The 26989-nt window shown below is 67.4% G+C and carries 13 protein-coding genes and 7 pseudogenes; 13 read left to right on the forward strand and 7 right to left on the reverse strand.

Annotated features, from left to right (window positions below):
* Positions 1–40 precede the first annotated feature (40 nt).
* The 6 genes and pseudogenes from tsaE to trxA all read left to right on the forward strand — a co-directional run bounded on the left by tsaE (position 41) and on the right by trxA (position 8969).
* A complete protein-coding gene (gene tsaE, locus AC0IX7_RS05450) occupies positions 41–490 on the forward strand; it encodes a tRNA (adenosine(37)-N6)-threonylcarbamoyltransferase complex ATPase subunit type 1 TsaE (protein WP_471810790.1) in 450 nt (149 codons plus the stop codon).
* Positions 487–1464: pseudogene (locus tag AC0IX7_RS05455) on the forward strand (aminoglycoside phosphotransferase family protein). Before tsaE ends, AC0IX7_RS05455 begins: the two are co-directional and overlap by 4 nt.
* Complete coding sequence (locus AC0IX7_RS05460) at positions 1461–2216, forward strand: nucleotidyltransferase family protein (RefSeq protein WP_471810791.1); 756 nt, start codon at positions 1461–1463, stop codon at positions 2214–2216. The pseudogene AC0IX7_RS05455 and the gene AC0IX7_RS05460 overlap by 4 nt, the downstream one beginning before the upstream one ends.
* The gene (gene addB / locus AC0IX7_RS05465) at positions 2209–5169 is read left to right on the forward strand and encodes a double-strand break repair protein AddB (RefSeq protein ID WP_471810792.1); all 2961 of its coding nucleotides are present in this window, start codon (positions 2209–2211) and stop codon (positions 5167–5169) included. Before AC0IX7_RS05460 ends, addB begins: the two co-directional genes overlap by 8 nt.
* Positions 5153–8581, forward strand: a pseudogene (addA, locus tag AC0IX7_RS05470) (double-strand break repair helicase AddA). The gene addB and the pseudogene addA overlap by 17 nt, the downstream one beginning before the upstream one ends.
* Positions 8582–8645: 64 nt before the next feature.
* Entirely contained in the window at positions 8646–8969 is a 324-nt protein-coding gene (gene trxA, locus AC0IX7_RS05475) for a thioredoxin TrxA (protein WP_055877560.1), read from the forward strand.
* A gap of 54 nt (positions 8970–9023) precedes the next feature.
* On the opposite strand, the pseudogene argJ reads toward trxA, so the two are convergent.
* A pseudogene (gene argJ / locus AC0IX7_RS05480) lies at positions 9024–10243 on the reverse strand (bifunctional glutamate N-acetyltransferase/amino-acid acetyltransferase ArgJ).
* A gap of 377 nt (positions 10244–10620) precedes the next feature.
* Between argJ and AC0IX7_RS05485 the strand changes: the two are divergent.
* The 5 genes and pseudogenes from AC0IX7_RS05485 (at position 10621) to AC0IX7_RS05505 (ending at position 15370) form a co-directional block, all read left to right on the forward strand.
* Positions 10621–10857, forward strand: a complete 237-nt coding sequence (locus AC0IX7_RS05485) for a TonB family protein (protein ID WP_471813751.1) — start codon at positions 10621–10623, stop codon at positions 10855–10857.
* A gap of 35 nt (positions 10858–10892) precedes the next feature.
* On the forward strand, positions 10893–11144 hold the full coding sequence (locus AC0IX7_RS05490; protein ID WP_332795339.1) for a hypothetical protein: 252 nt from the start codon (positions 10893–10895) through the stop codon (positions 11142–11144).
* Between the two features lie 98 nt (positions 11145–11242).
* Positions 11243–13981, forward strand: coding sequence for a preprotein translocase subunit SecA (gene secA, locus AC0IX7_RS05495; RefSeq protein ID WP_471810793.1), 2739 nt, complete (start codon positions 11243–11245; stop codon positions 13979–13981).
* 236 nt (positions 13982–14217) lie between these two features.
* Positions 14218–14633 (forward strand): annotated as a pseudogene (locus tag AC0IX7_RS05500) (secondary thiamine-phosphate synthase enzyme YjbQ).
* A gap of 122 nt (positions 14634–14755) precedes the next feature.
* On the forward strand, positions 14756–15370 hold the full coding sequence (locus tag AC0IX7_RS05505; RefSeq protein WP_471810794.1) for a CC0125/CC1285 family lipoprotein: 615 nt from the start codon (positions 14756–14758) through the stop codon (positions 15368–15370).
* A gap of 165 nt (positions 15371–15535) precedes the next feature.
* On the opposite strand, the pseudogene mfd reads toward AC0IX7_RS05505, so the two are convergent.
* Positions 15536–19007: pseudogene (gene mfd, locus AC0IX7_RS05510) on the reverse strand (transcription-repair coupling factor).
* A 119-nt stretch (positions 19008–19126) separates the two neighbouring features.
* Complete coding sequence (locus AC0IX7_RS05515; RefSeq protein ID WP_471810795.1) at positions 19127–19393, reverse strand: FAD assembly factor SdhE; 267 nt, start codon at positions 19391–19393, stop codon at positions 19127–19129.
* A gap of 74 nt (positions 19394–19467) precedes the next feature.
* Here AC0IX7_RS05515 and recG point away from each other — a divergent pair.
* Positions 19468–21517 (forward strand): annotated as a pseudogene (recG, locus tag AC0IX7_RS05520) (ATP-dependent DNA helicase RecG).
* 41 nt (positions 21518–21558) lie between these two features.
* Positions 21559–22356 (forward strand): DMT family transporter, encoded by a 798-nt coding sequence (locus AC0IX7_RS05525; protein ID WP_471810796.1) that lies wholly within the window; start codon positions 21559–21561, stop codon positions 22354–22356.
* Positions 22357–22437: 81 nt separating this feature from the next.
* Here AC0IX7_RS05525 and tyrS read toward each other — a convergent pair.
* The 4 genes and pseudogenes from tyrS to serS form a co-directional block, all read right to left on the reverse strand.
* A pseudogene (gene tyrS / locus AC0IX7_RS05530) lies at positions 22438–23650 on the reverse strand (tyrosine--tRNA ligase); the annotation flags it as partial.
* Between the two features lie 96 nt (positions 23651–23746).
* On the reverse strand, positions 23747–24901 hold the full coding sequence (locus AC0IX7_RS05535; protein WP_471810797.1) for a peptidoglycan DD-metalloendopeptidase family protein: 1155 nt from the start codon (positions 24899–24901) through the stop codon (positions 23747–23749).
* A complete protein-coding gene (gene surE, locus AC0IX7_RS05540) occupies positions 24901–25665 on the reverse strand; it encodes a 5'/3'-nucleotidase SurE (protein WP_471810798.1) in 765 nt (254 codons plus the stop codon). Before surE ends, AC0IX7_RS05535 begins: the two co-directional genes overlap by 1 nt.
* Entirely contained in the window at positions 25665–26942 is a 1278-nt protein-coding gene (gene serS / locus AC0IX7_RS05545; RefSeq protein WP_471810799.1) for a serine--tRNA ligase, read from the reverse strand. Before serS ends, surE begins: the two co-directional genes overlap by 1 nt.
* Between the last annotated feature and the right edge of the window lie 47 nt (positions 26943–26989).

A 26989-nucleotide genomic window follows, 5' to 3' on the forward strand; every position in this document is an offset into this window, starting at 1 on the left:
CAGCCTCTCACTCAACCCTCTCCCCGAGGGGAGAGGGCTTATGCGCGTGATCAGCTTACCCGATCCGCAAGCTACCGAGGCGTTCGGCGCTATGCTTGCCACCCGCGTCCAGCCCGGCGACGTGATCACCCTCGAAGGCACGCTCGGGGCCGGCAAGACCAGCGTCGCACGCGGCCTCCTCGCCGCACTCGGGCTCGCAGGCGAGGCGCCGTCGCCGAGCTTCGCGATCGTCCAGCCCTACGAGCCGCCCGAAGTGCGTTTCCCGGTCCTGCACGTCGATCTCTACCGCATCGACGACCCCGCCGAGATCGAGGAACTCGCGCTCGACGACGCGCGCTATGATCTGCTGCTGCTGGTCGAATGGCCCGAGCGCGCCGGCCCCGATCACTGGCCAGATGCGCTTCGCTTGAGCCTGACGATCGAGCCGGACGGCACGCGCAGCTTGACAGTCGAGGTCCCGAAAGCTTGGAGGTCGCGATGGCCGACATGACCCTGCCGCCCGGCGCCGCCGCTTTCCTCGACGCTCATGGTTGGGGGCGCGCAGATCCTCCCGGTCGCCGGCGATGCGTCGTTCCGGCGCTATTTCCGGGCGATTGCCGGGGCCGAAGAGGGGAGCGCCAAGCCATCCTCATGGATGCACCGCCGCCGCACGAGGACCCGCGGCCGTTCATCGCCATCGCCGAATGGCTGGTCGAGCGCGACTTCGCGGCACCGGCGATCCTCGCGTGCGATCTCGACCAGGGGCTCGTGCTGATCGAGGATTTCGGCGACGACCGGTTGCGCGAGGCGGTCGACGCAGCGCCCGCCGACGAACTGTCGCTCTATGCGCCGGCGATCGACCTGCTCGTGCGGTTGCGCGGCCATCCCGCAGCGCCTGTTGCGCCGTACGACCGCGCGGTGCTGAGGCGCGAGTCGGCGTTGTTCGTCGAATGGTACTGCCCGGCGGTCGGGATCGGGCCCGATTTGCCCGGCTGGGACGCGGCGTGGGAGGCGGTGTTCGATCACGCCATCGCCGAAACGCCGGTCACGGTGCTGCGCGATTATCATGCCGAGAATCTGATGCTGGTGGGACCTACGCGCTCGCTCGGCCTGCTCGATTTTCAGGACGCGCTCGCGGGGCACCCGGCCTATGACCTCGTCTCGCTGTTGCAGGACGCGCGGCGGACGGTCGATCCGACAGTCGAGGCCGCGATGCTGGAACGATATCGCGCAGCGGCAGACGCGGACGAGGCCTTCATGAACGCGTATCACGTGCTCGGCGCGCAGCGGAATGCCAAGATCCTAGGCATCTTCACGCGGCTGTGGCAGCGCGATGGCAAGCCGTATTATCCGACGATGTGCCCGCGCGTCTGGACGTATCTGGAGCGCGACCTCGCACAACCGGTGATGGCGCCGGTCGCGGCGTGGTTCGACGCGAACGTCCCCGCCGATCTGCGCGGCGACCCGTTGGCGTTGCGCGCATGACCCGCCAGCAGACGATCCGCCCCATCCCGCGCGGCACGGTGCCCGAGACGGCAATGGTGATGGCCGCCGGGCTCGGCAAGCGAATGCGCCCACTGACCGCGACGCGACCCAAACCGCTGGTGCAGGTCGCTGGCAAGCCGTTGATCGATCACGTCTTCGAGCGGTTGCAGGCGGCCGGAATCAAGCGCGCGGTCGTCAATGTGCATTATCTCGCGGACACGCTGGAGGCGCATGTCACCGACCGGTTCGCGGGGATCGACGTAGTGATCTCCGACGAGCGGAAAATGCTCATGGAGACGGGCGGCGGGCTCGTCCAGGCGCGGCATCTGCTCGGGGATGCGCCGGTGCTGGTGGTCAACAGCGACAACCTCTGGATCGACGGGCCGGTCGATGCGATCAAGCTGCTCGCGTCGCGCTGGGACGACGCGAAGATGGATGCGCTGTTGCTGATGGTGCCGCTCGCGCGTGCGCATAATCACCGCGGGCCGGGCGATTTCTACCTCGCCGCCGATGGCCGGATCAGCGGGCGGCGCAAGTCCGGCCGGCTCGCGCCGTTCGCCTATACGGGCATTCAGATCCTGCATCCGCGGCTGATCGCGGACTGGCCGGAGGGGCCGTTTTCGACCAACATCTTCTGGGACCGCGCGATCGAGGCGGGCCGCGCTTACGGTCAGGTCCACCAGGGCCTGTGGTTCGACGTAGGCACGCCCGCCGCGATCCCGCGGACCGAGGCGATCCTCGCGGATGGCTGATGTCGCCACGGCGGGTCGTCCGACGCTGTACACGATCCCGGCGCATCGGGCGTTTGCGGATCTGCTCGTCGCCGGGCTGATGCGGCAGGCGGGCCGCGATCCGCTGGCGCTCGCCCGCGCGCTCGTCGTGCTGCCGAACAACCGCGCGGTGAAGGCGGTGACCGAGGCGTTCGTGCGCGCGAGCGGCGGCGGGCTGGTGTTGCCGCGGCTGGTGGCGCTGGGCAATCCGGAGATGGGCGAGGCGGTCGGTGCGGCACTCGATCCGGCGGACGACATCGATCCGCCGCTACCCGCGGTGCCGCCGTATCAGCGACGGATGATTCTGGCGCGGCTGGTGTCGGAAGAGCGGGCGCGCGAAGGCCATCCGGTCGATGCGGCGGAGGCGGTACGACTGGCGGGAGAACTGGCGCGGACGCTCGATCAACTGCTGGTCGAGGAGGTTCCGCCAACCAAGTTGCGCGATATCGAGCTTGGGCCGGAGCTGACCGAGCACTGGCGGCGTGCGCTGGCGACGTTCGAGATCGTGCTGCAACGCTGGCCAGGCGAACTCGCGCGGCTGGAGCGGATCGACGCGGCGACGCGGCGCTCGGCGCTGCTCGACCGGCTCGCGCAGCGCTGGCGGAACGCGCCGCCCGCCGGGATCGTCTGTGCAGCGGGCGTGACCGATTCCGCGCCGGCGGTGGCGCGGCTGCTCCGCTGCATCGCCGACATGCCGCAGGGGATGGTGGTGTTCGCCGGCCTCGACCTCGCGCTGCCGGACGAGGAATGGGACGCACTCGGCCCGCACGATCCGCATCCGGTGACCGGGCTCAAGCGCCGCTCGATCGAGACGCATCCGCAGTTCGATGCGAAGCTGATGCTCCTGCGCATGGGCGTCGCCCGCGGCGAGGTACAGATTTGGCGCGAGGGCGGCGGGCACGACGCCGACGCCGCGCGCGGCCGGGCGATCGCCAACGCGCTGGCGCCCGCGGATTTCACCGGCAAGTGGACGCAGATCGCGGCGGAGGATCGTCGCCTGAAGGGCGTGACCGCCGCCGAACTCGCGACGCCTGCGGAAGAAGCGCAGGCGATTGCGCTGGTCCTGCGCGAGGCTCTGGAAGTGCCGGAGCGGACCGCCGCACTCGTCACGCCCGATCGTGCGCTTGCGCGGCGGGTGGCGGCGCATCTTGGGCGCTGGAATATCGGCATCGACGACAGCGCCGGGCGACCCTTGTCTATCCTGCCGCCGGGTACATTGCTGCTCGCACTGGCCGAAGCAGCGGCACAGCGCTTCTCCCCGCTCGCGTTGCTAGCGTTGCTGAAGCATCCGCTGGTGCGCGCGGGCGACGATCGCTTGCTGTGGCTCGACGGCGCGCGCGCGCTGGACCGGCGGTTGCGCGGACCACGACCGGCGGCGGGGCTCGACGGGATCGCCGGCCATCTGGAGGAGCGCAAGGGTACGGCTGCAACATGGTGGGCGGATGTCCAGCCGTTGCTGACGCCGCTGGCTGGCGCGTTCGATCAGGGACCGCAGCCGTTGGCGTCGGTGCTCGCCTGCCTGCGCGAGACGGCGCAGACCTTGTGCGGTGACAACCTCTGGTCGGGTCTCGCAGGGCGCGCGGCGGCGGAGTTTCTCGCCGACCTTGAAGCCGAGGCACCCGCAGGTCCGCCGAGGATAGATCCGCGCGAACTCCCGCAATTGCTGCGGACGTTGCTAGATGAGGTCGCGGTGCGGCCGGCGCCGGGCGGGCACCCGCGGTTGGCCATCTACGGTTTGATCGAGGCGCGGTTGCAGACAGCCGACGTCATGGTGCTCGGCGGGCTGAACGAAGGCGTGTGGCCGGGGCGTCCCGCACCTGATCCTTGGCTGGCACCACGTATCCGCATGGAACTCGGGCTACCTGGTCTGGAGCGGCGCGTCGGCACCGCCGCGCATGACTTCGCACAGGCGCTCGGCGCACCTCGCGCGGTCGTCACGCGGGCGCGTCGGGATGCGAAGTCTCCCGCGTTGGCGTCGCGCTTGTGGCTAAGGTTGCAGGCGCTGGCTGGCGATCGGTTCGAACGCGCGTCGGCACTGGAAGGCTGGACTCGCGCGCTCGACGATCCTGGCGAACATCTACCCGCCGATCGTCCCGCGCCGTCGCCACCCGCTTCGCTACGTCCGAAGGCGATCTCCGTCACCGAGGTCGATCGCCTAAAGGCCGACCCCTACGCTTTCTACGCGCGCCGGGTGCTCGGGCTGATGCCGCTCGATCCGGTCGATGCCGACCCGAGCGCAGCATGGCGCGGGACTGCGGTGCACGACATCCTCGAGCAGTGGTGGAAGCAGGACAATTGCACCGTCGACACACTCCGGCAACGCGCGAAGGCGATGCTCGACGACGAGCGCACCCACCCGATGATGCGTGCGCTGTGGCAGCCGCGGTTGCTGGAGGCGATCGATTGGATCGCGGGCGCTATCGTCGCGCAAGGGCAGGATGGGCGGACGGTCGCCAGCGCCGAGGGCAAGGGCAAGATCGAGATCGCCGGTGTTACCCTCTCGGGTCGCTACGACCGAATCGACAAGCTCCCCGACGGGCGCCTTGCCGTGATCGACTACAAGACCGGCAAGCCGCCTTCGCCGACTGCGGTGCGTGCCGGGTACAGCCTGCAACTCGGCCTGCTCGGGCTCATCGCTGAGCGCGGCGGGTTCGAAGACGTTCGCGGCACAGCAGGCGCGTTCGAATATTGGTCGCTCGGCAAGAAGCGCGACGCGTTCGGCTATATCGAGAGCCCGGTCGATCCCGAGGGCAAGCGCGACAAGATCCCGACCGCCGAGTTCACCGCCATCGCTGCCCACAATTTCACCGAAGTCGTCGGCGAATGGCTCACCGGCGACGCCGCGTTCACGGCGAAACTCGTCCCCGAATACGCCCCCTATGCCGAGTATGACCAGCTGATGCGACGCGACGAATGGTATGGCCGTGAGCGGTGATGCGCTCGCCACGCTGCCCCGCTTAAGGGGCGCGCAGGCCGATGCAAGCAACCCGGCCTCGCACGTCTGGCTGTCCGCGTCGGCGGGTACGGGCAAGACGCAGGTGCTGGCGGCGCGCGTGTTCCGGCTGCTGCTTCGTGGTGTCGATCCCGGCGCGATCCTCTGCCTGACCTTCACCAAGGCAGGCGCGGCGGAGATGGCGCAGCGCATCAACGGGCGCCTCGCCGCGTGGGTGCGGATGCCCGCGCCAGCATTGGCGGCGGACCTGATCGCGCTAGGCGAAAGCCCGGTCCAGGCGTTGCAGGATCGCGCGCGCACCCTCTTCGCCAAGGTACTCGATGCGCCCGGCGGTGGCCTGCGTATCCAGACGATTCACGGCTTCTGCCAGGGGTTGCTCGCGGCGTTCCCGGTCGAGGCCGGGCTGACGCCGGGGTTCCGGCCGCTGGAGGCGCGCGAAGAGGCGGGGCTCGCGCGGGAAGCGCTGGCAACGATGCTGTCGGACGCCGAACGCGAGGGCCGCGAGCGCCCAGTCGAGATCGTCGGGCGGCTTTCGCTGCGGATGGGCGAGGGCGGGGCGGAGGCGTTCCTCCCAGCGTGCGCCCGCGCGCTGCCCGCGCTGGAGGCGCTGCCGGTCGGTATCCAGCCCTGGCTCCGGCGCGAACTCGGGTTGCCTTCCGGCGATATCGACGAGGCGATCGCGGAATGGTGCGACGCGCTAGACCTCGACGCGATCGCGCGGATCGCTGCCGCCAATCGGGCCTGGGGGCGGCAACGGGGTTGGCCGCAGCGGCGACCGTGCAGCGCTGGCTCGACTCCGAGGATCGCGCGGCGACCTTGGATGAGCTCGCCAGCGTCGTGCTGACCGGCACCGGCACGCAGCGTAAAGCGTCGAAGAAGCTGATCGATGCCGAGCCCGACTACGAAGTGCTGGCACGCGATCTGGGCGAAGCGTGCACCGACGTGCTGTCGATGGTCCAGCGCGCGACCTATTGCGATCTGCTCGCCGACGGGCTGGAGGTTGGGCGCGATTATGCCCGTGCCTACGCCCTCGCCAAGCGGCGGGCAGGCTCGGTCGATTTCGACGACCTGATCGCGACGACGGTGGCGCTGCTCGACCAGCCGGGGATCGGCGAATGGGTCCGCTACAAGCTCGACCAAGCGACCGAGCATCTGCTGATCGACGAGGCGCAGGACACCAACGGGCACCAATGGCGGATCGTGCGCGCGCTGGCGGACGAGTTCTTCGTCGGCCGCGGCATCTATGCGCCGTCGACGCGCACGCTGTTCACGGTCGGCGATTACAAGCAGGCGATCTTCGGCTTCCAGGGAACCGACCCTCTCAATTTTCAGGCGGCCGAACAGTATTTCGGTGGCCGTGCGAGCGAGGCCGAGGGCGACGACGACTGGCCTGAGGAAGAGCGCGGGCTCCCTTGGCACGACTGTCGCTCCGCCACTCATTCCGGTCGACGCGGACCGTGCTGGAGTTCGTCGATGCCGCGATCGACGCGATCGGCGAACCGGGGCTCGGGATCGCCGGCGAGGTCGAGCGTCATGCGAGCGAGGTCGCCGGTCCGGGCACGGTGACCCTATGGCCGCCGGTATCGGCAGGCGGCAGCGAGGATGACGAGGAAGGCTGGGTCGACGACGCGGTGCGCAAGCTCGCCGGCGACATCGCGCGTGCGGTGAAGGGCTGGCTCGCGCCCGAGACCGGCTTGATGCTGGAGAGCAAGGGGCGGCGGTTGCGGCCAGAGGACGTAATGATCCTGGTCAAGCGGCGCGGCGACCTCGCCTCGCTGATCGTCGCGCGGCTCTATGCGGAGGGCATCCCGGTGGCGGGCGTCGATCGCCTGCGGCTGAACGCGCCGCTCGCGGTGCAGGATCTGCTGGCCACGATCCGCTTCGTGTTGCAGCCGGAAGACGACCTGAGCGTCGCCGCGCTGCTCGTGTCGCCGCTGATCGGCTGGACGCAGGACGAGCTTATGGCGGCGGCGCCGCGCGAGGCCGGCCCATTGTGGCGCCATCTGCAACGCACGCAACCCGCGACAAGACTGGCCCCGTTGCTGGCGATGCTCGCGCGCGCGGACATCGCCACGCCCTACCAGTTCCTCGAGGAACTGTTGTCCGGCCTGCTCGACGGCCGGCGGAAGCTGATCCGCCGCCTCGGCACCGAAGCACGCGACCCGATCGAGGAACTGCTCAACGCCGCGCTGACGTTCGAGAGCACGACAACGCCGTCGTTGCAGCGCTTCCTCGACTGGTTCGACCGTGGCGATGTCGAGATCGTACGCGACCCATCCGCCCCCTCGATGCGGTCCGCGTGATGACCGCGCACGGGGCAAAGGGGTTGCAGGCGCCGCTCGTCATCCTGGCGGATGCGACCGCGGACCCGTCGGCGGCACCGCGCTCGATCCTGAAATGGGCGCCCGAACCCGGCGCTGCGCCGATCCCGGTGTTTCGTCCGCGGTCGAGCGAACGCGGCGGGCCACTCGATGCAGTCGTGTCGGCGGCCGAGCAGCGCGAACTGGAGGAGCATTGGCGGCTGTTCTACGTCGCGGCGACCCGCGCGGAGGAACGGCTGGTGATCGCCGGTGCGCTCGGGCCGCGCGCGAAAGGCGTGCCGCCCGAAAACAGCTGGTACGCGGCGTCCGATCGTGCGCTGACCGCTCTGCAGGTGCCGGTAGGCGAGGGCGCGCGGACCTTCGCCGGGGCCGAGCCGCAGCCTGCGGTAATCGCCAAACCTGCGGCCTCGATCCGCGAGGTGGAGAACGCGCACCTGCCGGCCTGGGCGCATGAGCCGGCACCGCAAGAAGCCCGTCCGCCTCGTCCGCTGTCGCCCTCGGCCCTGGGCGACGACGCGGTGTCCGATCCGCCACCGACGCCGGCAATGCGCATCGCTGCGGAACGCGGCCGGCTGATCCATGCGTTGTTCGAGCGTTTACCGGCGGTTGCTGCCACCGACCGCGCGACGGCAGCGGATCGCTGGCTGGCAAAGGCCGGCGGCGTCGACGATGCCGCAGCGCGCGCCGAGATCGTTCGGAGCGTCGTTGCCGTGCTCGACGATCCGCGCTTCACCGAGCTGTTCGGCGCGGACACGCTCGCCGAAGCCCCGATCGCGGCCACTCTCGCGAACGGTCTCGTCGTGTCGGGAACGGTCGATCGCCTGCTGATCGAGGCGGACCGGGTCCGGGTCGTCGACTTCAAGACCGGCCGCCGCGCGCCGAGCGGCCTCGACGACGTGCCCAACTATCATCTGAAACAGATGTCCGCCTATGCCGAAGCCTTAGCCGTGATCTTCCCGGGCCGCTCGGTCCAGGCAGCCTTGCTGTACACGGCAGGACCACGCCTGATCGTACTCGGCGCCGAGACGCTGGCCGCGAACAAGCCGCACTATCGGCCCGCGGAGCAAAGCTAGCGTCCCGGTGGTTGAGCCTGCGTCACCGCACCCCTAGATTACGTGCAACCAAGGAGAATTCACGATGGCGACCAAGCAGATCACCGATGCCAGCTTCGATGCGGACGTACTGAACGCCGACGGCCCCGTGCTCGTCGATTTCTGGGCGGAATGGTGCGGCCCGTGCAAGATGATCGGGCCCTCGCTGGAGGAAATCTCGGAGGAACTCGGCGAGAAGGTGACGATCGCCAAGCTCAACATCGACGAGAACCCCGACGCGCCGGGCAAGTACGGCGTCCGCGGCATCCCGACGATGATCCTGTTCAAGGGCGGCGCACCCGCGGCAACCAAGGTCGGCGCGGAGCCCAAGGGCCGCTTGAAGGCCTGGCTCGAGGGCGAGCTGGCGTAACCTGACCCTCCCTCCGTCATCTCGGCAAAAGCTGGGATGACGGCGTTAGGGGTATCAGCTCCGATAATCCGCGTTGATCGAGATATAGCCATGCGTAAGGTCGCAGGTCCAAACCGTGGCCCGACCTTCGCCTAGCCCCAGATCGACGCCGATCTCGATTTCCTGACCTTTAAGATGCGCCGCCACCGGCGCTTCGTCATATCCGCTCAGCGCCAAGCCCCCTCGGCAACCTGCGTGTTCCCAAAGCGGATCGACAGCGTATCTCGGTCCGCGGGTTCGCCGGCCTTGCCGACCGCCATGACAACCCGCCCCCAGTTTGCGTCCTCGCCGGCGATTGCAGTCTTCACGAGCGGCGAGTTGGCGATGCTCATCGCGATGCGGCGTGCGCTGCGGTCACTCTCCGCACCGGTCACCTGGACTTCGATCAACTTCTGCGCGCCTTCGCCGTCGCGAACGACGAGCATCGCGAGCTGGTGGCACAGATCCGATAGTGCCGCGCGAAACGCATCCGCGCCTACACTGTCGTCGTCCGCAAGCGTCGCGTTGCCCGCCTTGCCGGTCGCGAACGCCAGCACCGTGTCGCTGGTCGAGGTATCGCTGTCGACGGTGATGCACGAGAAGCTCGGCGCGTTCGCCTTCGACAGCGCGGCCTGCAGGAACTCGGGCTCGACCGCGGCATCGGTGAAGATGAACCCGAGCATCGTCGCCATGTCCGGCGCGATCATCCCCGAACCCTTGATGATCCCCACCAGCGTCACGGTGCGATCGCCGATCACCGCCGTCGTCACCGCGCCCTTGGTGAAGGTGTCGGTCGTCATGATCGTCGCGGCGGCGTCCTCCCAACCGCACGGTGCGGCGGCGAAGGCGGCATCGAGGCCCGCTTCGGCCTTGTCGATCGGCAGCGGAACCCCGATCACCCCGGTCGACGCGACGAACACGTCCGAAGGCTGGCATCCGAGATGCGCCGCCGTCCTCGCCGCGATCGCCTCGACCGCCGCGCGTCCGCGGGACCCTGTAAACGCATTCGAATTGCCCGCATTCACCACCAACGCCCGCGCCTGACCCAGCGTCAGCGCCGCACGGCACCATTCCACCTCAGGCGAAGGACATTTACTCTGCGTCAGCACACCGGCGACCACGGTCCTCGGCTCCAGCGTCACGAACGTCAGGTCGCACCGGTCCCAATTCTTGTACGCCGCGCGCGCGACATGGAGCGCGACTCCGTCGATCGGAGGGGCGGCGGGGAAGGGCAAGGCGAGCGGCGAGGTCTGCATCCCGCCTTCATAGTCGCTGCAATCCGGGCGGCAAGATCGCCGATCGCGCTTGACCATCGACGGTCCGTCGGTGTCCAAGATGGCGCGAGGGGGCTCGACGATGACGGACGCGAACGCAAGCGAACCCTATTCCAGCCGCTTGGATGCCCGGTTCGATGGCAGCGGCCGGACGGTGATGGTCGCCGTCCTCGCGCTGATCGCCGCTTGCAGCCTTGCTTGGCCGCCTGCATCCTGCTCATCGCCAAGGACGGTTATCGCTCCTGGCGGTCCCCGTACCCGACGATTCTCCCTCGTGATCTTCCCGTTGGGGTCACCCCGGCGCGCCCGATCGGCAGCTATGCGGAATGGTTCGGTCCCGATGACTATCCCCGGCAGCAATCCGCGCCGAGCAGGAGGGTGCGGTCCGGGTCGCGCTACTCGTCGGCGTCGATGGACGCGTCGAGGCCTGCGAGATCCTCGCCGGAAGCGGTATCAGGAGGCTCGATCGCGGGACATGCCGCGCGGCGGTCCGGCACGGTCGTTTCCGGCCGGCGCGCGATGCACGTGGCGCAGCGATCGCGTCGCGCTTCGAGCTTCGCCGCGTTCGATGGGCGCTGCCACGAGACGAACGGTAGATTTATCGCGCCGGCTCGCATACAGCCGGTGCTGCATGAACCTGCTGCTGCTCCTTTCCGCCCTCCTGTCCGCGCTGACCGGCGCGGTGCCGGGCGTGCGTGGCCAGTCGGCACAGGCTGTCGCGCAGGGTAGCGTTTGCTCGCAGTCGGTGGCGGCAGCGCCGGTCAAGGTTGCGATACGGCCGGCCGCCGTTCTGGCGTCGTTGGAAGACGTTTCCGTCTCCGCGGCGTTGCGAGTCATCGCCTTGAGCAAGGCTCCGATCTGGGCGGACCGCCGGCGCGAATAGCGTCGGGCGTCTGACCTCTCGGCTTACGGGCCGCCCTATCTCTCCCCGCGTGCGTGCCCTTAGCGTGCAGCCGCGTCATAAATTCAGGAAATCAGCCCATGTTCGGTGGCCTCGCCAAATCCTTGTTCGGTTCGTCCAACGACCGCTACGTCAAGTCGCTCAACCCGATCCTCGCGAAGATCGCCTCGTTCGAGCCGTCGCTTCAGGCGATGTCGGACGAAGAGCTTTCGTCGCAGACCGTCAAGTTCCGCGCGCGTCTCGCGAACGGCGAAAAGCTCGACGACCTGCTCCCCGAGGCATTCGCGACGGTCCGCGAAGCCGCGCACCGGGTGCTCGGCCAGCGCCATTACGACGTGCAGATGGTCGGCGGCATTGTGCTCCACCGCGGCGAGATCGCCGAGATGCGGACTGGCGAGGGCAAGACGCTCGTCGCCACGCTCGCGACCTACCTCAACGCGCTGCCGGGCGACGGCGTCCACGTCGTCACCGTCAACGACTATCTCGCCGCCCGCGACGCCGAGTGGATGGGGCAGGTCTACACCTTCCTCGGCATGACGATCGGCGTCATCATCCCGAACCTGTCCGACGAGGAACGCCGCGCCGCCTATGCCGCCGACATCACTTACGGCACCAACAACGAGTTCGGCTTCGACTATCTCCGCGACAACATGAAGTACGAGCGCAGTGCGATGACGCAGCGGCCGTTCAACTTCGCGGTGGTCGACGAGGTCGATTCGGTACTGATCGACGAGGCGCGCACGCCGCTGATCATCTCCGGTCCGACCGACGACAAGTCCGAGCTGTATATCCAGGTCGATGCGGTCGTGAAGCAGCTCGTCCCCGGCGACTACGACAAGGACGAGAAGCAGAAGACGATCATCCTCACCGAGGACGGCACCGAGAAGGTCGAGCGGATGCTTGAGGCAGCGGGACTGCTCGAGGGGCAGAACCTGTACGATTTCGAGAACACGCAGGTCGTGCATCACCTCAACCAGGCGCTGCGCGCGATCGTGATGTTCAAGTCGGACATCGACTACATCGTCAAGGACGGCAAGGTCATCATCATCGACGAGTTCACCGGTCGCATGATGGACGGCCGGCGCTGGTCGGACGGCCTTCACCAGGCGGTCGAGGCGAAGGAGGGCGTCCAGATCGAGCCCGAGAACCAGACGATGGCCTCGATCACCTTCCAGAATTACTTCCGCATGTACCCCAAGATCGGCGGCATGACCGGCACCGCGGCGACCGAGGCGGCCGAGTTCTACGACATCTACAAGATCAACGTCGTCAGCATCCCGACCAACGTCGAGGTCAAGCGCGTCGACGAGGAAGACGAGTTCTACAAGGACACCAAGGACAAGTTCGCGGCGATCGCCAAGAAGATCAAGCACCACGCCGACTTGGGCCAGCCGGTGCTGGTCGGCACGGTGTCGATCGAGAAGTCCGAGATGCTGAGCGAGTTCCTCAAGGCCGAGAACGTCGACCACAAGGTCCTGAACGCGCGCTATCACGAGATGGAGGCGCACATCGTCGCGCAGGCCGGGCGCAAGTCCGCGGTGACGATCGCGACCAACATGGCGGGCCGCGGCACCGACATCAAACTCGGCGGCAACCTCGAATTCCGCATGCTCGACGAGCATCCCGAGCTGGTCGAGGGTACGCCCGAATATGACGAGGCGGCGGCGCGGATCACGATCGAGATCGAGGCGGAGAAGCAGGCGGTGCTCGCCGCGGGCGGTCTGTTCGTGCTCGGCACCGAGCGTCACGAGAGCCGGCGTATCGACAACCAGCTGCGCGGGCGCTCGGGTCGTCAGGGCGATCCGGGCCTGTCGCGCTTCTACCTCAGCCTCGACGACGATCTGCTGCGCATCTTCGGGCCGGACACGCTGTTCGCCAAGATGATGCGCAACAATATCGAGGATGGCGAGGCGATCGGCAGCAAGTGGTTGTCGAAGGCGATCGAGACCGCGCAGAAGAAGGTCGAGGCGCGCAACTACGACATCCGCAAGCAGGTCGTCGAATATGATGACGTGATGAACGAGCAGCGCAAAGTCATCTACGAGCAGCGTGCCGACATCATGGATGCCGACACGGTCGGCGACGTGGTGACCGACATGCGCGCGGAGACGGTCAACGTGATCGTCGGCGACGCGTGCCCGCCCAACTCCTATCCCGAACAGTGGGACATCGAGGGGATGAAGACGCGGCTCGCCGAGGTGCTGAACCTCGAGCCGCAGATCGACGCGTGGCTGCTGGAAGAGTCGGTCGATCCGGAAGTGCTCGAGGAGCGGATCCGGGCGATGGCCGACGATGCGATTGCGCAGAAGGCGGCCGAACTTGATCCGGAGACGTGGACGTCGGTCGAGAAGTCGATCCTGTTGCAGAACCTCGACCATCACTGGAAGGAGCATCTGGCGACGCTCGATGCGCTGCGGCAGGTCGTCCATTTGCGCGCCTATGCGCAGAAGACGCCGATCAACGAGTATAAGCAGGAGGCGTTCTCGCTGTTCCAGCGGATGCTCGAGACGATCCGCGAGGACGTGACCAAGACGATCGCGCACGCGCAGTTCCAGATGCAGGAGCCGGTCGGGCTGCCCGAGCTGCCGGACTTCATCACGACGCATTTCGATCCGTTCACGGGGGACGATAACTCGAACGACTTCGATGCGGGTACGCGGGGGCATATCACCTCGACGATGCCGCCGTTGCAGATCCCTCAGCCGCAGGAGGCTGATATCGGCGAGGATCCGGCGAACTGGGAGAGTGTGGTCAGCCGCAACGCGCCGTGCCCTTGCGGGTCGGGGCGTAAGTATAAGCAGTGCCACGGCGCTGTTTGAGGGACGTTGCGCTCTCTAACTGGGACCACCCGGCGAAGGCCGGGGCCCAGTTGGAAAGGTTGGAGTAACGGAGCGCATCCGCAGTTAGCAACGTCCCCCAACTGGGCCCGGCCTCCGCCGGGGTGGTGCAGGATGATATGGGCCCTCCATTCTCCCGAGGAGACATGAGTGCAGGCTGTTGGCGGGGAGACGGTAGCGTGGAGCAACCCCGTCGACCAATCGTTAGAATCAATCCCATGCGCCAAGCCTCCACGATCCTAACCATCGACACCACCCGCCAAGGCCTCGTCGACGTCACCGACCAGATCGCCCGCTGGACCAGCGACCAGCGCATGTCCGAAGGCCTACTGACAATCTTCTGCCGCCACACCTCCGCGTCCCTGCTGATCCAGGAAAACGCGGCTCCCGAAGTCCGCACCGACCTCGAAGCGTACTTCGCCCGCATCGCCCCCGAATCGCGTGAGTACGAACATGACGACGAAGGCCCGGACGATATGCCCGCGCATCTCCGCACCGCGCTGACCCAGGTCCAGCTTTCGATCCCACTGATCGATGGGCGACTCGCGCTAGGGACGTGGCAGGAGTCTACCTGTTCGAACATCGCCGCCGTCCACACCGCCGCACCTTGGCGCTGCATTTGATCGGCGTTTAGGTAAATCGTGAAAAATGAGTCAGTTTGGTGGCGCATTGGAGCGATGTCGTTCATCAACCGTTCCACCACTGACGGCTAATAAGCGGCGTTTCGCCGCATTCGCCGCGAACGGAGACGACACCATGTTCAAAACACCGGGTCGCAAGGTCGCACTCGCAGCGCTCGCAACGGGCGCGCTGCTGCTGGCCGGATGCGCGACCGAGACCACGTATCGACCCGCGACGGGTCAGGGGTTCAGCCGCACCGGCTATAGCGACCGTATGATCGAGCCGGGTCGCTTCCTCGTCAGCTTCGCTGGCAACAGCGTCACGTCGCGTGACACGGTCGAACGCTATCTGTTCTTCCGCGCCGCCGAACTGACGTTGCAGAACGGCTATGACTATTACCTGATGGCCGACCGCGACACCAACCTCCAGTCGCGTACCTACTCGACGCCGGGGCTCGGCGGCGGGTTCGGGTATGGCGGCTTCGGCGGCTATTGGGGTCCGTCGTGGCGCTATTATGGGCGCGGCTTCGGCTGGCGTAACTGGAGCCCCGGCTTTGGCGGCGGCTTCGGTTACGGCGGCTTCGGTGGCGGGCCCTGGGGCAACGACTTCGATATCCGCACGATCGATCGTTACGAAGCGACCGCGGAGATCGTGATGCGCAAGGGTCCGATCCCGCGCGACAACATCCGCGCGTTCGATGCCCGCAAGGTAGTCGACAGCATCGGGCCGAGCGTCGTGTTGCCGAAGTAAGCGACGGCTTTCGAGACGATAAAAAGGCCGGGCTACCCCAGGGTAGTCCGGCCTTTTCGTTGCGTTGCTTCCTCTCCCTTTGGGGAGAGGGCCGGGGTGAGGGGCAGTTGGGAAGGGCCGCGCTCGCGGCGCCCTCACCCAACCCTCTCCCCAAAGGGAGAGGGCTTAAGAAGCCGCCTTGGCCAAGCCCTTCGACAATTGCAGCACCCCGTGCAGCCGCGCCTTCGGATCACCCCAGGCCCGTTGCAGCACCAGCTTGCTGTCCGGCCGCAACCGCGCGACGCCGTTCAGGCGCTCGACATACGCCAACAGCTTGTCGATGTTCGGCGGCTTGTCGTCGTGGAACGAGACGAGCACGCCCTTCGGCCCGACGTCGATCTTCGACACGCAGGCGCGCTTTGCGTTCAGCTTAATCTCGATGACCTTGATCAAATTCTCGGTCGCATCCGGCAGCGGGCCGAAACGGTCGATCATCTCGGCGGCGAACGCCTCGATCTCCTGGCCCTCGTCGAGATCGTTGAGACGACGATACAGCCCCATCCGCAGGTCGAGATCGGGCACGTAATCCTCGGAATGAGGATCGGCGCATCCACCGTGATCTGCGGCGAGAAGTCGCGCGGCCGTGACGAAGTCATGCCGCCGGCCTTGGCGTCCATGATCGCCTCCTCCAGCATCGCCTGGTAGAGTTCGAAACCGACCTCCTTGATGTGCCCTGTCTGCTCGTCGCCGAGCATGTTGCCCGCGCCGCGGATATCGAGATCGTGGCTCGCGAGCTGGAACCCGGCGCCGAGCAGATCGAGATCGGACAGCACCTTCAGGCGCTTCTCGGCCGTCACCGTCATCTGTCGTTCGGGTGGCGTCACGAGATACGCGTACGCGCGCGTCTTCGAGCGGCCTACGCGCCCGCGCAGCTGATACAGCTGAGCAAGACCGAAACGGTCGGCGCGGTGGACGATCATCGTGTTGGCGGACGCGATGTCGATCCCGCTCTCGATGATGGTGGTCGAGACCAGCACCTCGAACTTCTTGTCGTAGAACGCCGACATGCGCTCCTCGACCTCGGTCGGCGACATCTGGCCGTGCGCGACGACGAAGCGGATCTCGGGGACCTGTTCGCGCAGGAAGTCCTCGATCTCCGGCAAGTCCGCAACGCGCGGCGTGACGACGAAGCTCTGCCCGCCGCGGTAATGCTCGCGCAGCAACGCCTCGCGGAGCACGACCGGATCGAACGGCATGATGTAGGTCCGCACCGCGAGGCGATCGACCGGCGGGGTCTGGATCACCGACAACTCGCGGATGCCCGACATCGCCATCTGCAGCGTGCGCGGGATGGGCGTCGCGGTCAGCGTCAGCATGTGGACGTCAGCCCGCAGCGCCTTCAGCCGCTCCTTGTGCGTCACGCCGAACCGCTGTTCCTCGTCGACCACCACGAGGCCCAGTCGCTTGAAGTCGATGTTCTTCGCCAGCAGCGCGTGGGTGCCGATGACGACGTCGATCGTGCCGTTCGCAAGACCCTCCTTGGTCGCCTTCGCCTCGCTCGCGGTGACGAGGCGCGACAGGCGGCCCATGTTCATCGGGAAGCCTTCGAAGCGGGCGACGAAGTTGTTGTAGTGCTGGCGCGCGAGCAATGTCGTCGGGCATACGATCGCGACTTGCTTGCCGCCCATCGCAGCGACGAACGCCGCGCGCAACGCGACCTCGGTCTTGCCGAAGCCGACGTCGCCGACCACGAGCCGGTCCATCGGTTTGCCCGCGGCGAGATCGCCGAGCACGTCCTCGATCGCGCGGTCCTGGTCCTCGGTTTCCTCGTACGGAAAGCGGTCGACGAAGCTCGGATAGCCGCTCGAGATCGGGTTCGAGCACGTCGCCCGGATGCAGCGCGCGTTCGGCGGCGGTCGCGATGAGTTCGCCGGCGATCTCGCGGATCCGCTCCTTCATCTTCGACTTGCGACGCTGCCAGCCTTCGCCGCCGAGACGGTCGAGCGTCGCGCCTTCCTCGGACGAGCCGTAGCGCGAGAGGACGTCGATATTCTCGACCGGCACGTACAGCTTGTCGCCGCCGGCATAGCTCAGCGCGACGCAATCATGCGGGCTCTGGCCGACGGGGATCGAGGTCAGGCCCTCGTACCGCCCGATGCCGTGCTCGGTGTGGACGACGAGATCGCCCGGCGTCAGCGTGGCCAGTTCGGCGAGGAACGCGTCGGCGGATTTCTTGCGCTTCTTGCGGTGGACCAGGCGGTCGCCGAGCATGTCCTGCTCGGTGAGGACCGCGATCCCCGGCGCGGTGAAGCCGTGATCGAGCGGCAGGACGATTAGCGCGACGCCGAAGCTCTTAGCAGTGTCGGCAATGCCGAGCGCCTCCTGCCAGGTCTCGGCGTGCTTGCCGCCCTTCATGCCATGGTCGGCGAGCAGGCTCCCCAGGCGTTCACGCGCGCCGATCGAGTAGCTCGCGAGGATCGGTTTCCGCCCCTGCTTCCGGAGCTTCTCGACGTGATCCGCTACTGCTTCGTAGATGTTCGCCTGTGCGGCGCGCTCGGGACCGAAGTCGCGCGGGCCGTCGACGTCGAAGTCGAGCACGGTATCGCTCGGCGGTTCATGGAACGGCGAGGTGATATGCGCGGCGAACGCCTCGACGCCGCCGGACCATTCCTGCGCGTCGAGATACAGCGCCTTGGCGGGCATCGGGCGGTAGCTGCCGGGCTGGGCCGCCTCGGCGCGCTTGCGGTTCTCGTAATAGTCGGCGATCGATTCGAGCCGGCTCTCCACCGCCGCAGCGACGCCATTGTCGCGGACCACGACGTCGTCGGCGCCGAGATGGTCGAACAGCGTTGCCATCTTCTCTTCGAACAGCGGCAGCCAATGCTCCATGCCCGCGATCCGCCGGCCTTCGGAGATCGCCTGGTACATCGGATCGCCGGTCGCGGTCGCACCGAACGAGATCGCGGTAGCGGGTGCGGAAGCGCTTGATCGACTCCTCGTCGAGCAAAGCTTCGGACGCCGGCAGCAGCACGAAGCCGTCGACCCGGCCAGTGGTGCGCTGGTCGACTGCGTCGAACGTGCGGACGCTCTCGATCTCGTCGCCGAAGAAATCGAGGCGCAGCGCATGATCCTCGCCTGACGGGTAGAGATCGACGATCCCGCCGCGCACCGCATATTCGCCCTGGTCGTGGACCGTGTCGGTGCGGACATAGCCGTTCGCCTGGAGCAGCATGGCGAGCTTGTCGCGGCCGATCCGTTCGCCGGGCGCGAGCCGCGCGACGAGCTGGCGGATGCGGAACGGGGTGAGGACGCGCTGAGTCGCGGCGTTCGCGGTGGTAAGGAGGAGCTGCGGGCCCTTCGGCTTGCCTTGCAGGCGTTGGAGCGCGGCGACACGCTCGGCCATGATGCGCAGCGTCGGCGAGGCGCGGTCGTAGGGGAGGCAGTCCCAGGCCGGGAAGCTCAGCACTTCGAGATCCGGCGCAAAATACGCGGCGGTCGAGGCGATCGCGCGCATCGCCGCATCGTCCGGCGCGATGAACACCGCGCGGGTTTTCGCGGCGCGCGCGAGGTCGGCGAGCAGCGACGGCTGGAAGCCGGACGGCACGCCTGAGAGGATCAGCGGGGTCGTCGCGGAGAGGATCGTCTTGAGGTCTGGCATTCGAACTCCCCCTCCCTGGAAGGGAGGGGCTGGGAGTGGGTTGGTATGAGGCGCGTGTCACGACCGCCAAGCGGCCGACCCACTTCAACCCCTCCCTTCCAGGGAGGGGCACAGAAGGCCTATTTCACGACCGTCACGTAGTTGATATCGCGCATCGCCTGCATCATCGGGCCGTCCCATTCGGACGGGCACGGGATCGAGCCGATCGCCCAGCCCATGATGTCGACGTCCTGTTCCTCCAGCAGCGCCTCGAACCAGTCGAGCTGCTCGGGCGTCCATGTCCGGCCATAGGTTTCGAAGAAGCCGCCGATCATCATGTCGGCTTCGCGCGTGCCGCGGTGCGAGCTGCGGAAGCCCAGGCGCTTGAGGCGGGTCTCGTGGTCCATCGTATCTCCAAACACGAACAGCCGGCGACCGCTCTGGCAGCGGCCGTCGGCTTGGCTATATGAGGCAGATAGTCATGCGACCCGAAATCCTCAATCCGCTGTTCGCCGAAACCCTCGTCCTGAAAGGGTGGGGCCAGCGCTCGCCAAGCCGCTCGACCGGCTCGGGCTCGCGCGCGTCGTCGACGTCGCCTTCCATCTGCCGACCGGCTACGTCGATCGCTTGCCGCGCACCGAGCTGATGTCGAGCGATGCAGGCCGGATCATCACGATCACGCTGACCCCGCGCGACTACAGGATCAGCGCCGGCCGCGGCCCGACGCGCGTGCAGGCAACCGACGAGCACGGCAATTACGTCAGCCTCGTCTTCTTCGGCGGCAGTTCGGGCTGGGCGAAGAAGCTGCTCCCGATCGGCGAGGCTAAGCGGATATCTGGCCGGCTTGACGAATATGGCCAGGAGTTGCAGATCGTCCATCCCGACATCGTCGAGCCGGACGAGGAACTGCGCGAGCGTGAGCCGATCTATCCGCTGTCGGAAGGCCTCACATCGCGGCGGCTGGCGGCGCTGACCGCGCAGGCGGTCGCCCGTGCACCGGACCTGCCCGAATGGATCGAGCCGGGGCTGAAGGCGAAACGCGAATGGCCCGGCTGGCACGAGTCGCTGACGCGCATCCACGCGGACCCTTCGGATGCGAAGGCGCGAGAGCGGCTGGCGTATGACGAGGTCTTCGCGAACCAGCTCGCCATGACGCTGGTCCGTGCCGATACGCGCAAGCGACGGGGCGGGCGCTCCACGGGGACGGCCGCCTGCGCGATCTGCTGAAACTCCCCTACACGTTGACCGGCGCGCAATCGCGGACGGTCGGCGAGATCGAGGGCGATCTCGCACAGACCGCACCGATGCTGCGGCTGCTGCAAGGCGATGTCGGCTCGGGCAAGACTTTGGTCGCGGCGATGGCGATGCTGATCGCGGTCGAGGCCGGCGCACAGGCCGCGATGCTCGCCCCTACCGAAATCCTCGCGCGGCAGCATTATGAGACGCTGCGCAAGGCTCTCGCCGGGCTGCCGATCAACGTCGGCGTGCTCACCGGTCGCGACAAGGGGCGCGTGCGGGAAGCCACGCTGATGGCGCTGGCGAGTGGCGAGATCGACATCCTCGTCGGCACGCACGCGATCTTCCAGGACGCGGTCGGTTACAAGGACCTCGCGCTCGTGGTGGTCGACGAGCAGCACCGCTTCGGCGTCGCGCAGCGCATGACGTTGCAGGCGAAGGGCGTCGCGCCGCCGCATCTGCTTGCGATGACCGCCACGCCGATCCCGCGCACGCTGACGCTCGCCCAGTACGGTGAAATGGACGTCAGCCGCCTCGACGAGATGCCGCCCGGTCGCCAGCCGATCGAGACGCGCGTGATCTCCGAAGACCGGCTCGACGACGTGGTCAACGCGCTCGGCCGGCATCTGGCGGATGGCGGGCAGGCCTATTGGGTATGCCCGCTGGTCGAGGAGAGCGAGAAGAGCGACCTCGCCGCCGCCGAAATGCGCGCGGAAGTGCTACGCGCCCGGTTCGGCGACAAGGTGGCGCTCGTCCACGGCCGCATGAAACCCGCGGAAAAGGACGCGGTGATGGCCGAGTTCTCCGCCGCGCGCACGTCCGTCCTCGTCGCCACTACCGTGATCGAGGTCGGCGTCGACGTCCCCAACGCGACGCTGATCGTTATCGAGCACGCGGATCGCTTCGGCCTCGCCCAGCTCCATCAGCTCCGCGGGCGGGTGGGGCGCGGCACAGGCCGGTCGATCTGCCTGCTGATGCGCGGGTCGTCGCTCAGCGAGACGTCGCGTGCGCGCCTCGCCCTGATGCGCGAGACAAACGACGGCTTCCGCATCGCTGAGGAAGATTTGCGCCTCAGGGGTGCCGGCGAACTGCTCGGCACCAAGCAATCGGGCGAGATGGCGTTCCGTCTGGCAACGCCGGAGATGATGGCCGACCTGCTGCAATGTGCGCATGATGACGCGCGTCTATTGATCGACCGCGATGGCGGGCTGGAGGGGCAGCGGGGACAGGCGGCGAGAACAGCCCTCTATCTGTTCGACCGCGATGCCGGTGTCGCGTTGTTGCGATCGGGGTAAGGCCTGTTGCTTTAGTGCGCGCAGGAAGACACGGGGAGCCCATGGCTGCGTTTTTCCCGATCATCATCGTCCTGCTCGCCGGCATCGGCCTGGCTGTCCAGCCGCCGACCAACGCTGCGTTGGCCAAGGCTTCCGGTTCGGTCTGGCTCGCGTCGCTCGTTTCGTTCGCGATGGGGACTGCTATTCTGTTCGCGATCTGGGCGGCGGCCGATCGGACGATGCCGGCGACGTTGAAAGGCGCACCGGGCTGGGCTTGGCTCGGCGGGCTGTACGGCGCATGCTTCGTTGCCGCGCTGGCCTATGCATCGCCGCGCCTTGGGCTAGCATCCGCCTTGACGATCGCGGTCGCTAGCCAACTCGTGACCGCGTTGGTGCTCGACCGGTTTGGTCTGCTCGGGCTCAGCGCCCAGCCGATCAGCCTCATGCAGAATCGCCGGCGTGCTGCTGGTGATCGGCGGCGTATTGCTGGTCCGCGCTGGTTAAGGTCAGCTGTTGCGGACCATCACCGACAGCATGCCGTAATAGTCGGACAGCGGGATCGTCTGTTCGAGTTCGCAGCCGATCCGTCCACCGAGCGACCAGCGTACGATCGCATCGACGCCGCCGAGAATTGGCAGGGTAATCCGCAGCCGATCGCCAGCCTCGGGCGAACCCTCGCACCGGGCCATCAGGCCGTTTGCGGACATGTTGACCAGCACCAGTTTCATGCGCCGACCGTCGCCGTCGATCGCATGCGTGCGGTGCATCACTTCGTCGCGTGGCTCACCGCGATGGTCTCGAACAGCCGTGGCATAGTTTCGCATCGGATGTTCCCCGGTGTTCTAGGGCTAATGGCTTAACGGCTTCGCGGTGAACCTCGGGCGAACGGAGATCCCTAACACCGTGTTTGCCATAACCAAAATGCGCCCGTTACGAGGGGTTAGCATTCCGTGCCGCTTTTTCCCGAGGCTCAGGCGGACCGGTGTCGCGACGTCGATCGTGGCGGTCGGCTCCTTGATGGCCTCGCCATCGACGCGCACGGCACCCTCGGCGATTTTCCGTCGTGCTTCGCCGTTGGAGGCAACGAACCCCAGCCCGACCAGCGCTTCGACGATACCGATCGAGCCGCCCGCAACCGGGTAGCTCGGTAGCGAGTCGCCCGAAGCGCCCTCCTCGAAGGTTTTGCGCGCCGTTTCCGCGGCCTGTTCGGCGGCGGCGCGGCCGCGGCACATCGCTGTCGCTTCGTTGGCAAGAACGATCTTGGCGGCGTTGATTTCGGCGCCTTCCAGCGCCTCCAGCCGGGCGATCTCGTCGAGCGGGAGGTCGGTAAACAACCGCAGGAACCGGCCGACGTCGCGGTCGTCGGTGTTGCGCCAGAACTGCCAGTAATCGAAGTGCGGCAACTGGTCCTCGTGCAGCCAGACCGCGCCGGACATCGTCTTGCCCATCTTGCCGCCGTCGGCGGTCGTGATCAGCGGCGTGGTGATGCCGTACACCTCGGTGCCGTCCATCCGGCGCGAGAGTTCGATGCCGTTCACGATGTTGCCCCATTGGTCCGACCCGCCCATCTGCAACCGGCATTCGGCGCGGCGTGACAGCTCGAGGAAGTCGTACGCCTGCAGGATCATGTAGTTGAACTCGAGGAAGCTCAGCGACTGTTCGCGGTCGAGGCGGAGCTTGACCGAGATCGAACGCGAGCATCCGATTGACCGAGAAATGCTGGCCGACGTCGCGCAGGAACGGGATGTATTCGAGCGCGTCGAGCCACTCGGCGTTGTCGAGCATGATCGCGTCGGTCGGGCCGTCCCCGAAGGTCAGGAAGCGTTCGAAAATGCGGCGGATCGAGGCGACATTGGCCTTTATGCCGTCCTCGCCTAGGAGTTTGCGCGCCTCGTCCTTGAAGCTGGGGTCGCCGATCTTGCCGGTGCCGCCACCCATCAGGACGATCGGCTTGTGCCCGGTCTGCTGGAGGCGACGGAGCAGCATGATCTGCACGAGGCTGCCGACGTGGAGCGACGGTGCGGTCGGATCGAAGCCGATATAGCCGGGCACGACCTGCTTGCCGGCGAGCGCATCGAGCGCGGCCGCGTCGGTCATCTGGTGGACATAGCCGCGCGAGGTCAGCGTGGTGAGCAGGTCGGACTGGTAGGTCATGGTGCGTCTCGTTCCCCTTCCGCTTGCGGGAGGGGTTAGGGAGGGGCTTGCTCGCCCCCATGCCCTCCTCGACCCCTCCCGCAAGCGGGAGGAGAATCAGCTTCGCGGCAACTGCGACGTCGGGTCCACCGGCGTCCGTCCCTTGCGCAGTTCGAAGTGCAGTTCGGGACGGTCCGCAAACCCAGTGTCCCCCGTCAACGCGACCGTCTGCCCGCGCTTCACGCTCTGCCCGCGTTGCACGAGCAGTTTCGAGGCGTGGCCGTAGACGCTCGTCCAGCCGCCGCCGTGCTTGATGATCACCAGCCCACCCAGTGCGGCGATGCCGTCGCCGACATAGGCGACGACGCCGTCCGCCGCCGCATGGATCGGTGTCGACATCGGCACCGCGATCTTGATGCCGTCGTTGCGCTCGCCGCTCGCGCCGGGGCCGAAGCGCTTCACGACCTTGCCGTCGACCGGCCACAGGAACCCGCCGCTCGCCAACCGCGCCGGCCCGGTTACCACAGCGTTCGACGGCAGCACGCGGCGCGGCGTCGCGATCGGTTTGGCCGGCGCCTGGTTGCTCGCCAGCGCGGGCTCGCCGCCGGTCAGGATGTCGTCGATGTCGAGCGTGAAGGCTTGCGCGCGCTCCGCGGCGCTGGGCCTGCCGCCGCCGGGCGCATCGGGGATCAGGACGCGCTGGTCGGCGCGCAGCACATAGGGTTCGACCAATGCATTCGCCGTGACGATCCGCGACCATTCGACGCCGTAGGCGCGGGCGATCGCGATACCGGTCTCGCCGCGTCGGACCTGGTGATAGCGTCCGCCCGGGATCCTCAGCCGCTCACCGGTCTCGATCGTGTATGGCGAACCGAGATCGTTGGCGCGCGCGATGGCTTCGAGGCTCGCCCCGCTGCGATCGGCAACCCGGCTCAGCGTATCGCCGGGCTGCACCACGTAGGTCGTGTCGGGGATCGTCTTCGCGTCAGCGCGGACTTGGCGCGCCTCCCACGCGGGTCGCGGCGCGGGCAGGGTGGTTACTTCGCCGGTATCGCGGCCGGGGCGATCATCGGACCTGTCCCGCGGTATCGGCTCGTCCCGTCGCGGCGGCGGCGTATCGCGCTGGGCAGGCGGGTTTCGGTACGGGCGCGGAGGACGACTCTCCGGAGCAGGCCGACCATAGCCGGCGGGGCGTTCGACCTGCGGAATGCACGCGGCGAGCCCGAGCAACGGCAGCGTCGCTGCCGCGATCAGGGCACCGCCGCGCCGCATCAGCGATAGGCCCGGGCGAGCATATCCATGGACTCGAAATGCGTCAGGTCGAGATGCAGCGGCGTCACCGACACATACCCGTCCGCGGTCGCTTCGAGATCGGTCGCGTGCGCCGGCGTCTCGACGGTCCGGCCGAGCGCGAACCAGTGATATTCATAGCCGCGTGGATCGGTGTTGCTGACGATCTGCAACCGGCCATAGTCGCGGAAACCCTGGCCGACGACGCGCACGCCCTTCACCGCATCGGCGGGGCCGGCGGGGAAGTTGATGTTGACCAGCGTCCGCGGGGCGAGCGGCGCGTCGACCAGTGGTCGCAGCACGCGCTCGCCCCACGCCGCCGCGGCCTCGAACGGCACGCTGTCGCCCATGCCCTCGCGGCTGTAGATCTGGCTCAGCGCGATCGACCGGATGCCGCCGAGCGCACCCTCCATCGCCGCCGAGACCGTGCCCGAATAGGTCACGTCCTCGGCCAGGTTGGCGCCGCGGTTGACGCCCGACAGGATCAGGTCGGGCGGGCAATCCTTCATGATCTTGGCGAGCGCCATCATCACCGCATCGGTCGGGGTGCCTGCGACCGCGTACCGCTTCTCGCCATGCTTCCGCACGCGGATCGGCCGCGACAGCGTCAGCGAATGGCCGGCGCCCGACTGTTCCTCGGCTGGCGCCACCACCCAGACATCGTCGGACAATGTCCGGGCGATCGTCTCCAGCACCTTGAGGCCGGGCGCGTGATAGCCGTCGTCGTTGGTCAGCAGGATCCGCATCAGCGCTTCGGCTCCAATACCGTCAGCCCACCGAGATACGGCTGGAGCACCGCCGGGACCGCGACCGAGCCGTCCTCCTGCTGGTAATTCTCCAGCACCGCGACGAGCGCACGGCCGACCGCGAGCGCCGAGCCGTTGAGCGTGTGGACGAACCGCGTGCCCTTCTCGCCCTCGGGCCGATAGCGCGCGTTCATCCGGCGCGCCTGGAAATCGGTGCACGTCGAGACGCTGCTGATCTCGCGGTAGCGCGCCTGGCCCGGCAGCCAAACTTCAAGATCATAGGTGCGTGCCGCGGTGAAGCCCATATCGCCGGTGCATAGGAGCATCCGCCTGAACGGTAGCTGCAACGCGTCGAGCACGCCTTCCGCGCACGCCGTCATCCGCTCGTGCTCGGCCTCCGACATGTCGGGCGTGACGATCGAGACCATCTCGACCTTGTCGAACTGATGCTGGCGGATATAGCCGCGCGTGTCGCGCCCCGCCGCGCCTGCCTCGGAGCGGAAGCACGGCGTCAGCGCGGTGAAGCGCAGCGGCAGTTCGGCCTCGGTCAGGATCTGTTCGCGGACGATGTTGGTGAGGCTCACCTCGGCAGTCGGGATCAGCCAGCGACCATCGGTGGTGCGGAACAGGTCTTCCGAGAATTTCGGCAGCTGGCCGGTGCCGAACACGGCTTCGTCGCGGACGAGCAACGGTGGCGACACCTGCTCGAAACCGGCCTCGGCGACGTGATCCAACATGAACTGGCCAAGCGCGCGTTGCAGCTTGGCCGCGGGGCCGCGGACCAGCGTGAAGCGTGCGCCCGCCATCGCCGCGCCGGTCTCGAAATCTAGGCCGATCGCTGGGCCGATCGCATCGTGTTCGCGGGCGGTGAAGGCGAACGTCGTCGGCGTACCGCGGGTGTGGACGAGCGCGTTATCGTCCTCGCCGCCACCTTGCGGCACGTCCGCCGCTGGCAGGTTGGGGAGCGCGGCCAGCATGTCGCCGAGTTCGGCGCTCAGCCGTGCCTCGTCGGCCTCTAGTGCCGGCAGTGCTTCCTTCAGGCTCGCGACTTCGGCCATCAGCGCCGACGCCTTGGCCTCGTCCTTCTGCGCCTTGGCCTGGCCGATCGCCTTCGACAATTCGTTGCGGCGGGTCTGTGCGGTCTGCGAGTCCGCGATCGTCGCGCGGCGCTGTTCGTCGAGTATCACCAGCGAAGCGGATTGCGGTGCAAAGCCTCGCTTGGCGAGGGCGGCGTCGAAGGCGGCGGGATCGTCGCGGATCAGGCGTATGTCGTGCATGATCGGGCTATGCCGAGGCGGCGGGGCACGCGCAAGGCGGGGCACCT

This window comes from Sphingomonas sp. AC411 (assembly GCF_979253035.1).

What these genes read in the sequence shown, in the direction of transcription:
- AC0IX7_RS05525 (WP_471810796.1), top strand. Translation starts at nt 21,559, where the DNA reads ATGGCTGCGTTTTTCCCGATCATCATCGTCCTGCTCGCCGGCATCGGC.
- AC0IX7_RS05490 (WP_332795339.1), top strand. Translation starts at nt 10,893, where the DNA reads ATGAACCTGCTGCTGCTCCTTTCCGCCCTCCTGTCCGCGCTGACCGGC.
- surE (WP_471810798.1), bottom strand. Translation starts at nt 25,665, where the DNA reads ATGCGGATCCTGCTGACCAACGACGACGGCTATCACGCGCCCGGCCTC.
- addB (WP_471810792.1), top strand. Translation starts at nt 2,209, where the DNA reads ATGGCTGATGTCGCCACGGCGGGTCGTCCGACGCTGTACACGATCCCG.
- AC0IX7_RS05505 (WP_471810794.1), top strand. Translation starts at nt 14,756, where the DNA reads ATGTTCAAAACACCGGGTCGCAAGGTCGCACTCGCAGCGCTCGCAACG.
- trxA (WP_055877560.1), top strand. Translation starts at nt 8,646, where the DNA reads ATGGCGACCAAGCAGATCACCGATGCCAGCTTCGATGCGGACGTACTG.
- AC0IX7_RS05515 (WP_471810795.1), bottom strand. Translation starts at nt 19,393, where the DNA reads ATGGACCACGAGACCCGCCTCAAGCGCCTGGGCTTCCGCAGCTCGCAC.
- tsaE (WP_471810790.1), top strand. Translation starts at nt 41, where the DNA reads ATGCGCGTGATCAGCTTACCCGATCCGCAAGCTACCGAGGCGTTCGGC.
- secA (WP_471810793.1), top strand. Translation starts at nt 11,243, where the DNA reads ATGTTCGGTGGCCTCGCCAAATCCTTGTTCGGTTCGTCCAACGACCGC.
- serS (WP_471810799.1), bottom strand. Translation starts at nt 26,942, where the DNA reads ATGCACGACATACGCCTGATCCGCGACGATCCCGCCGCCTTCGACGCC.
- AC0IX7_RS05535 (WP_471810797.1), bottom strand. Translation starts at nt 24,901, where the DNA reads ATGCGGCGCGGCGGTGCCCTGATCGCGGCAGCGACGCTGCCGTTGCTC.
- AC0IX7_RS05460 (WP_471810791.1), top strand. Translation starts at nt 1,461, where the DNA reads ATGACCCGCCAGCAGACGATCCGCCCCATCCCGCGCGGCACGGTGCCC.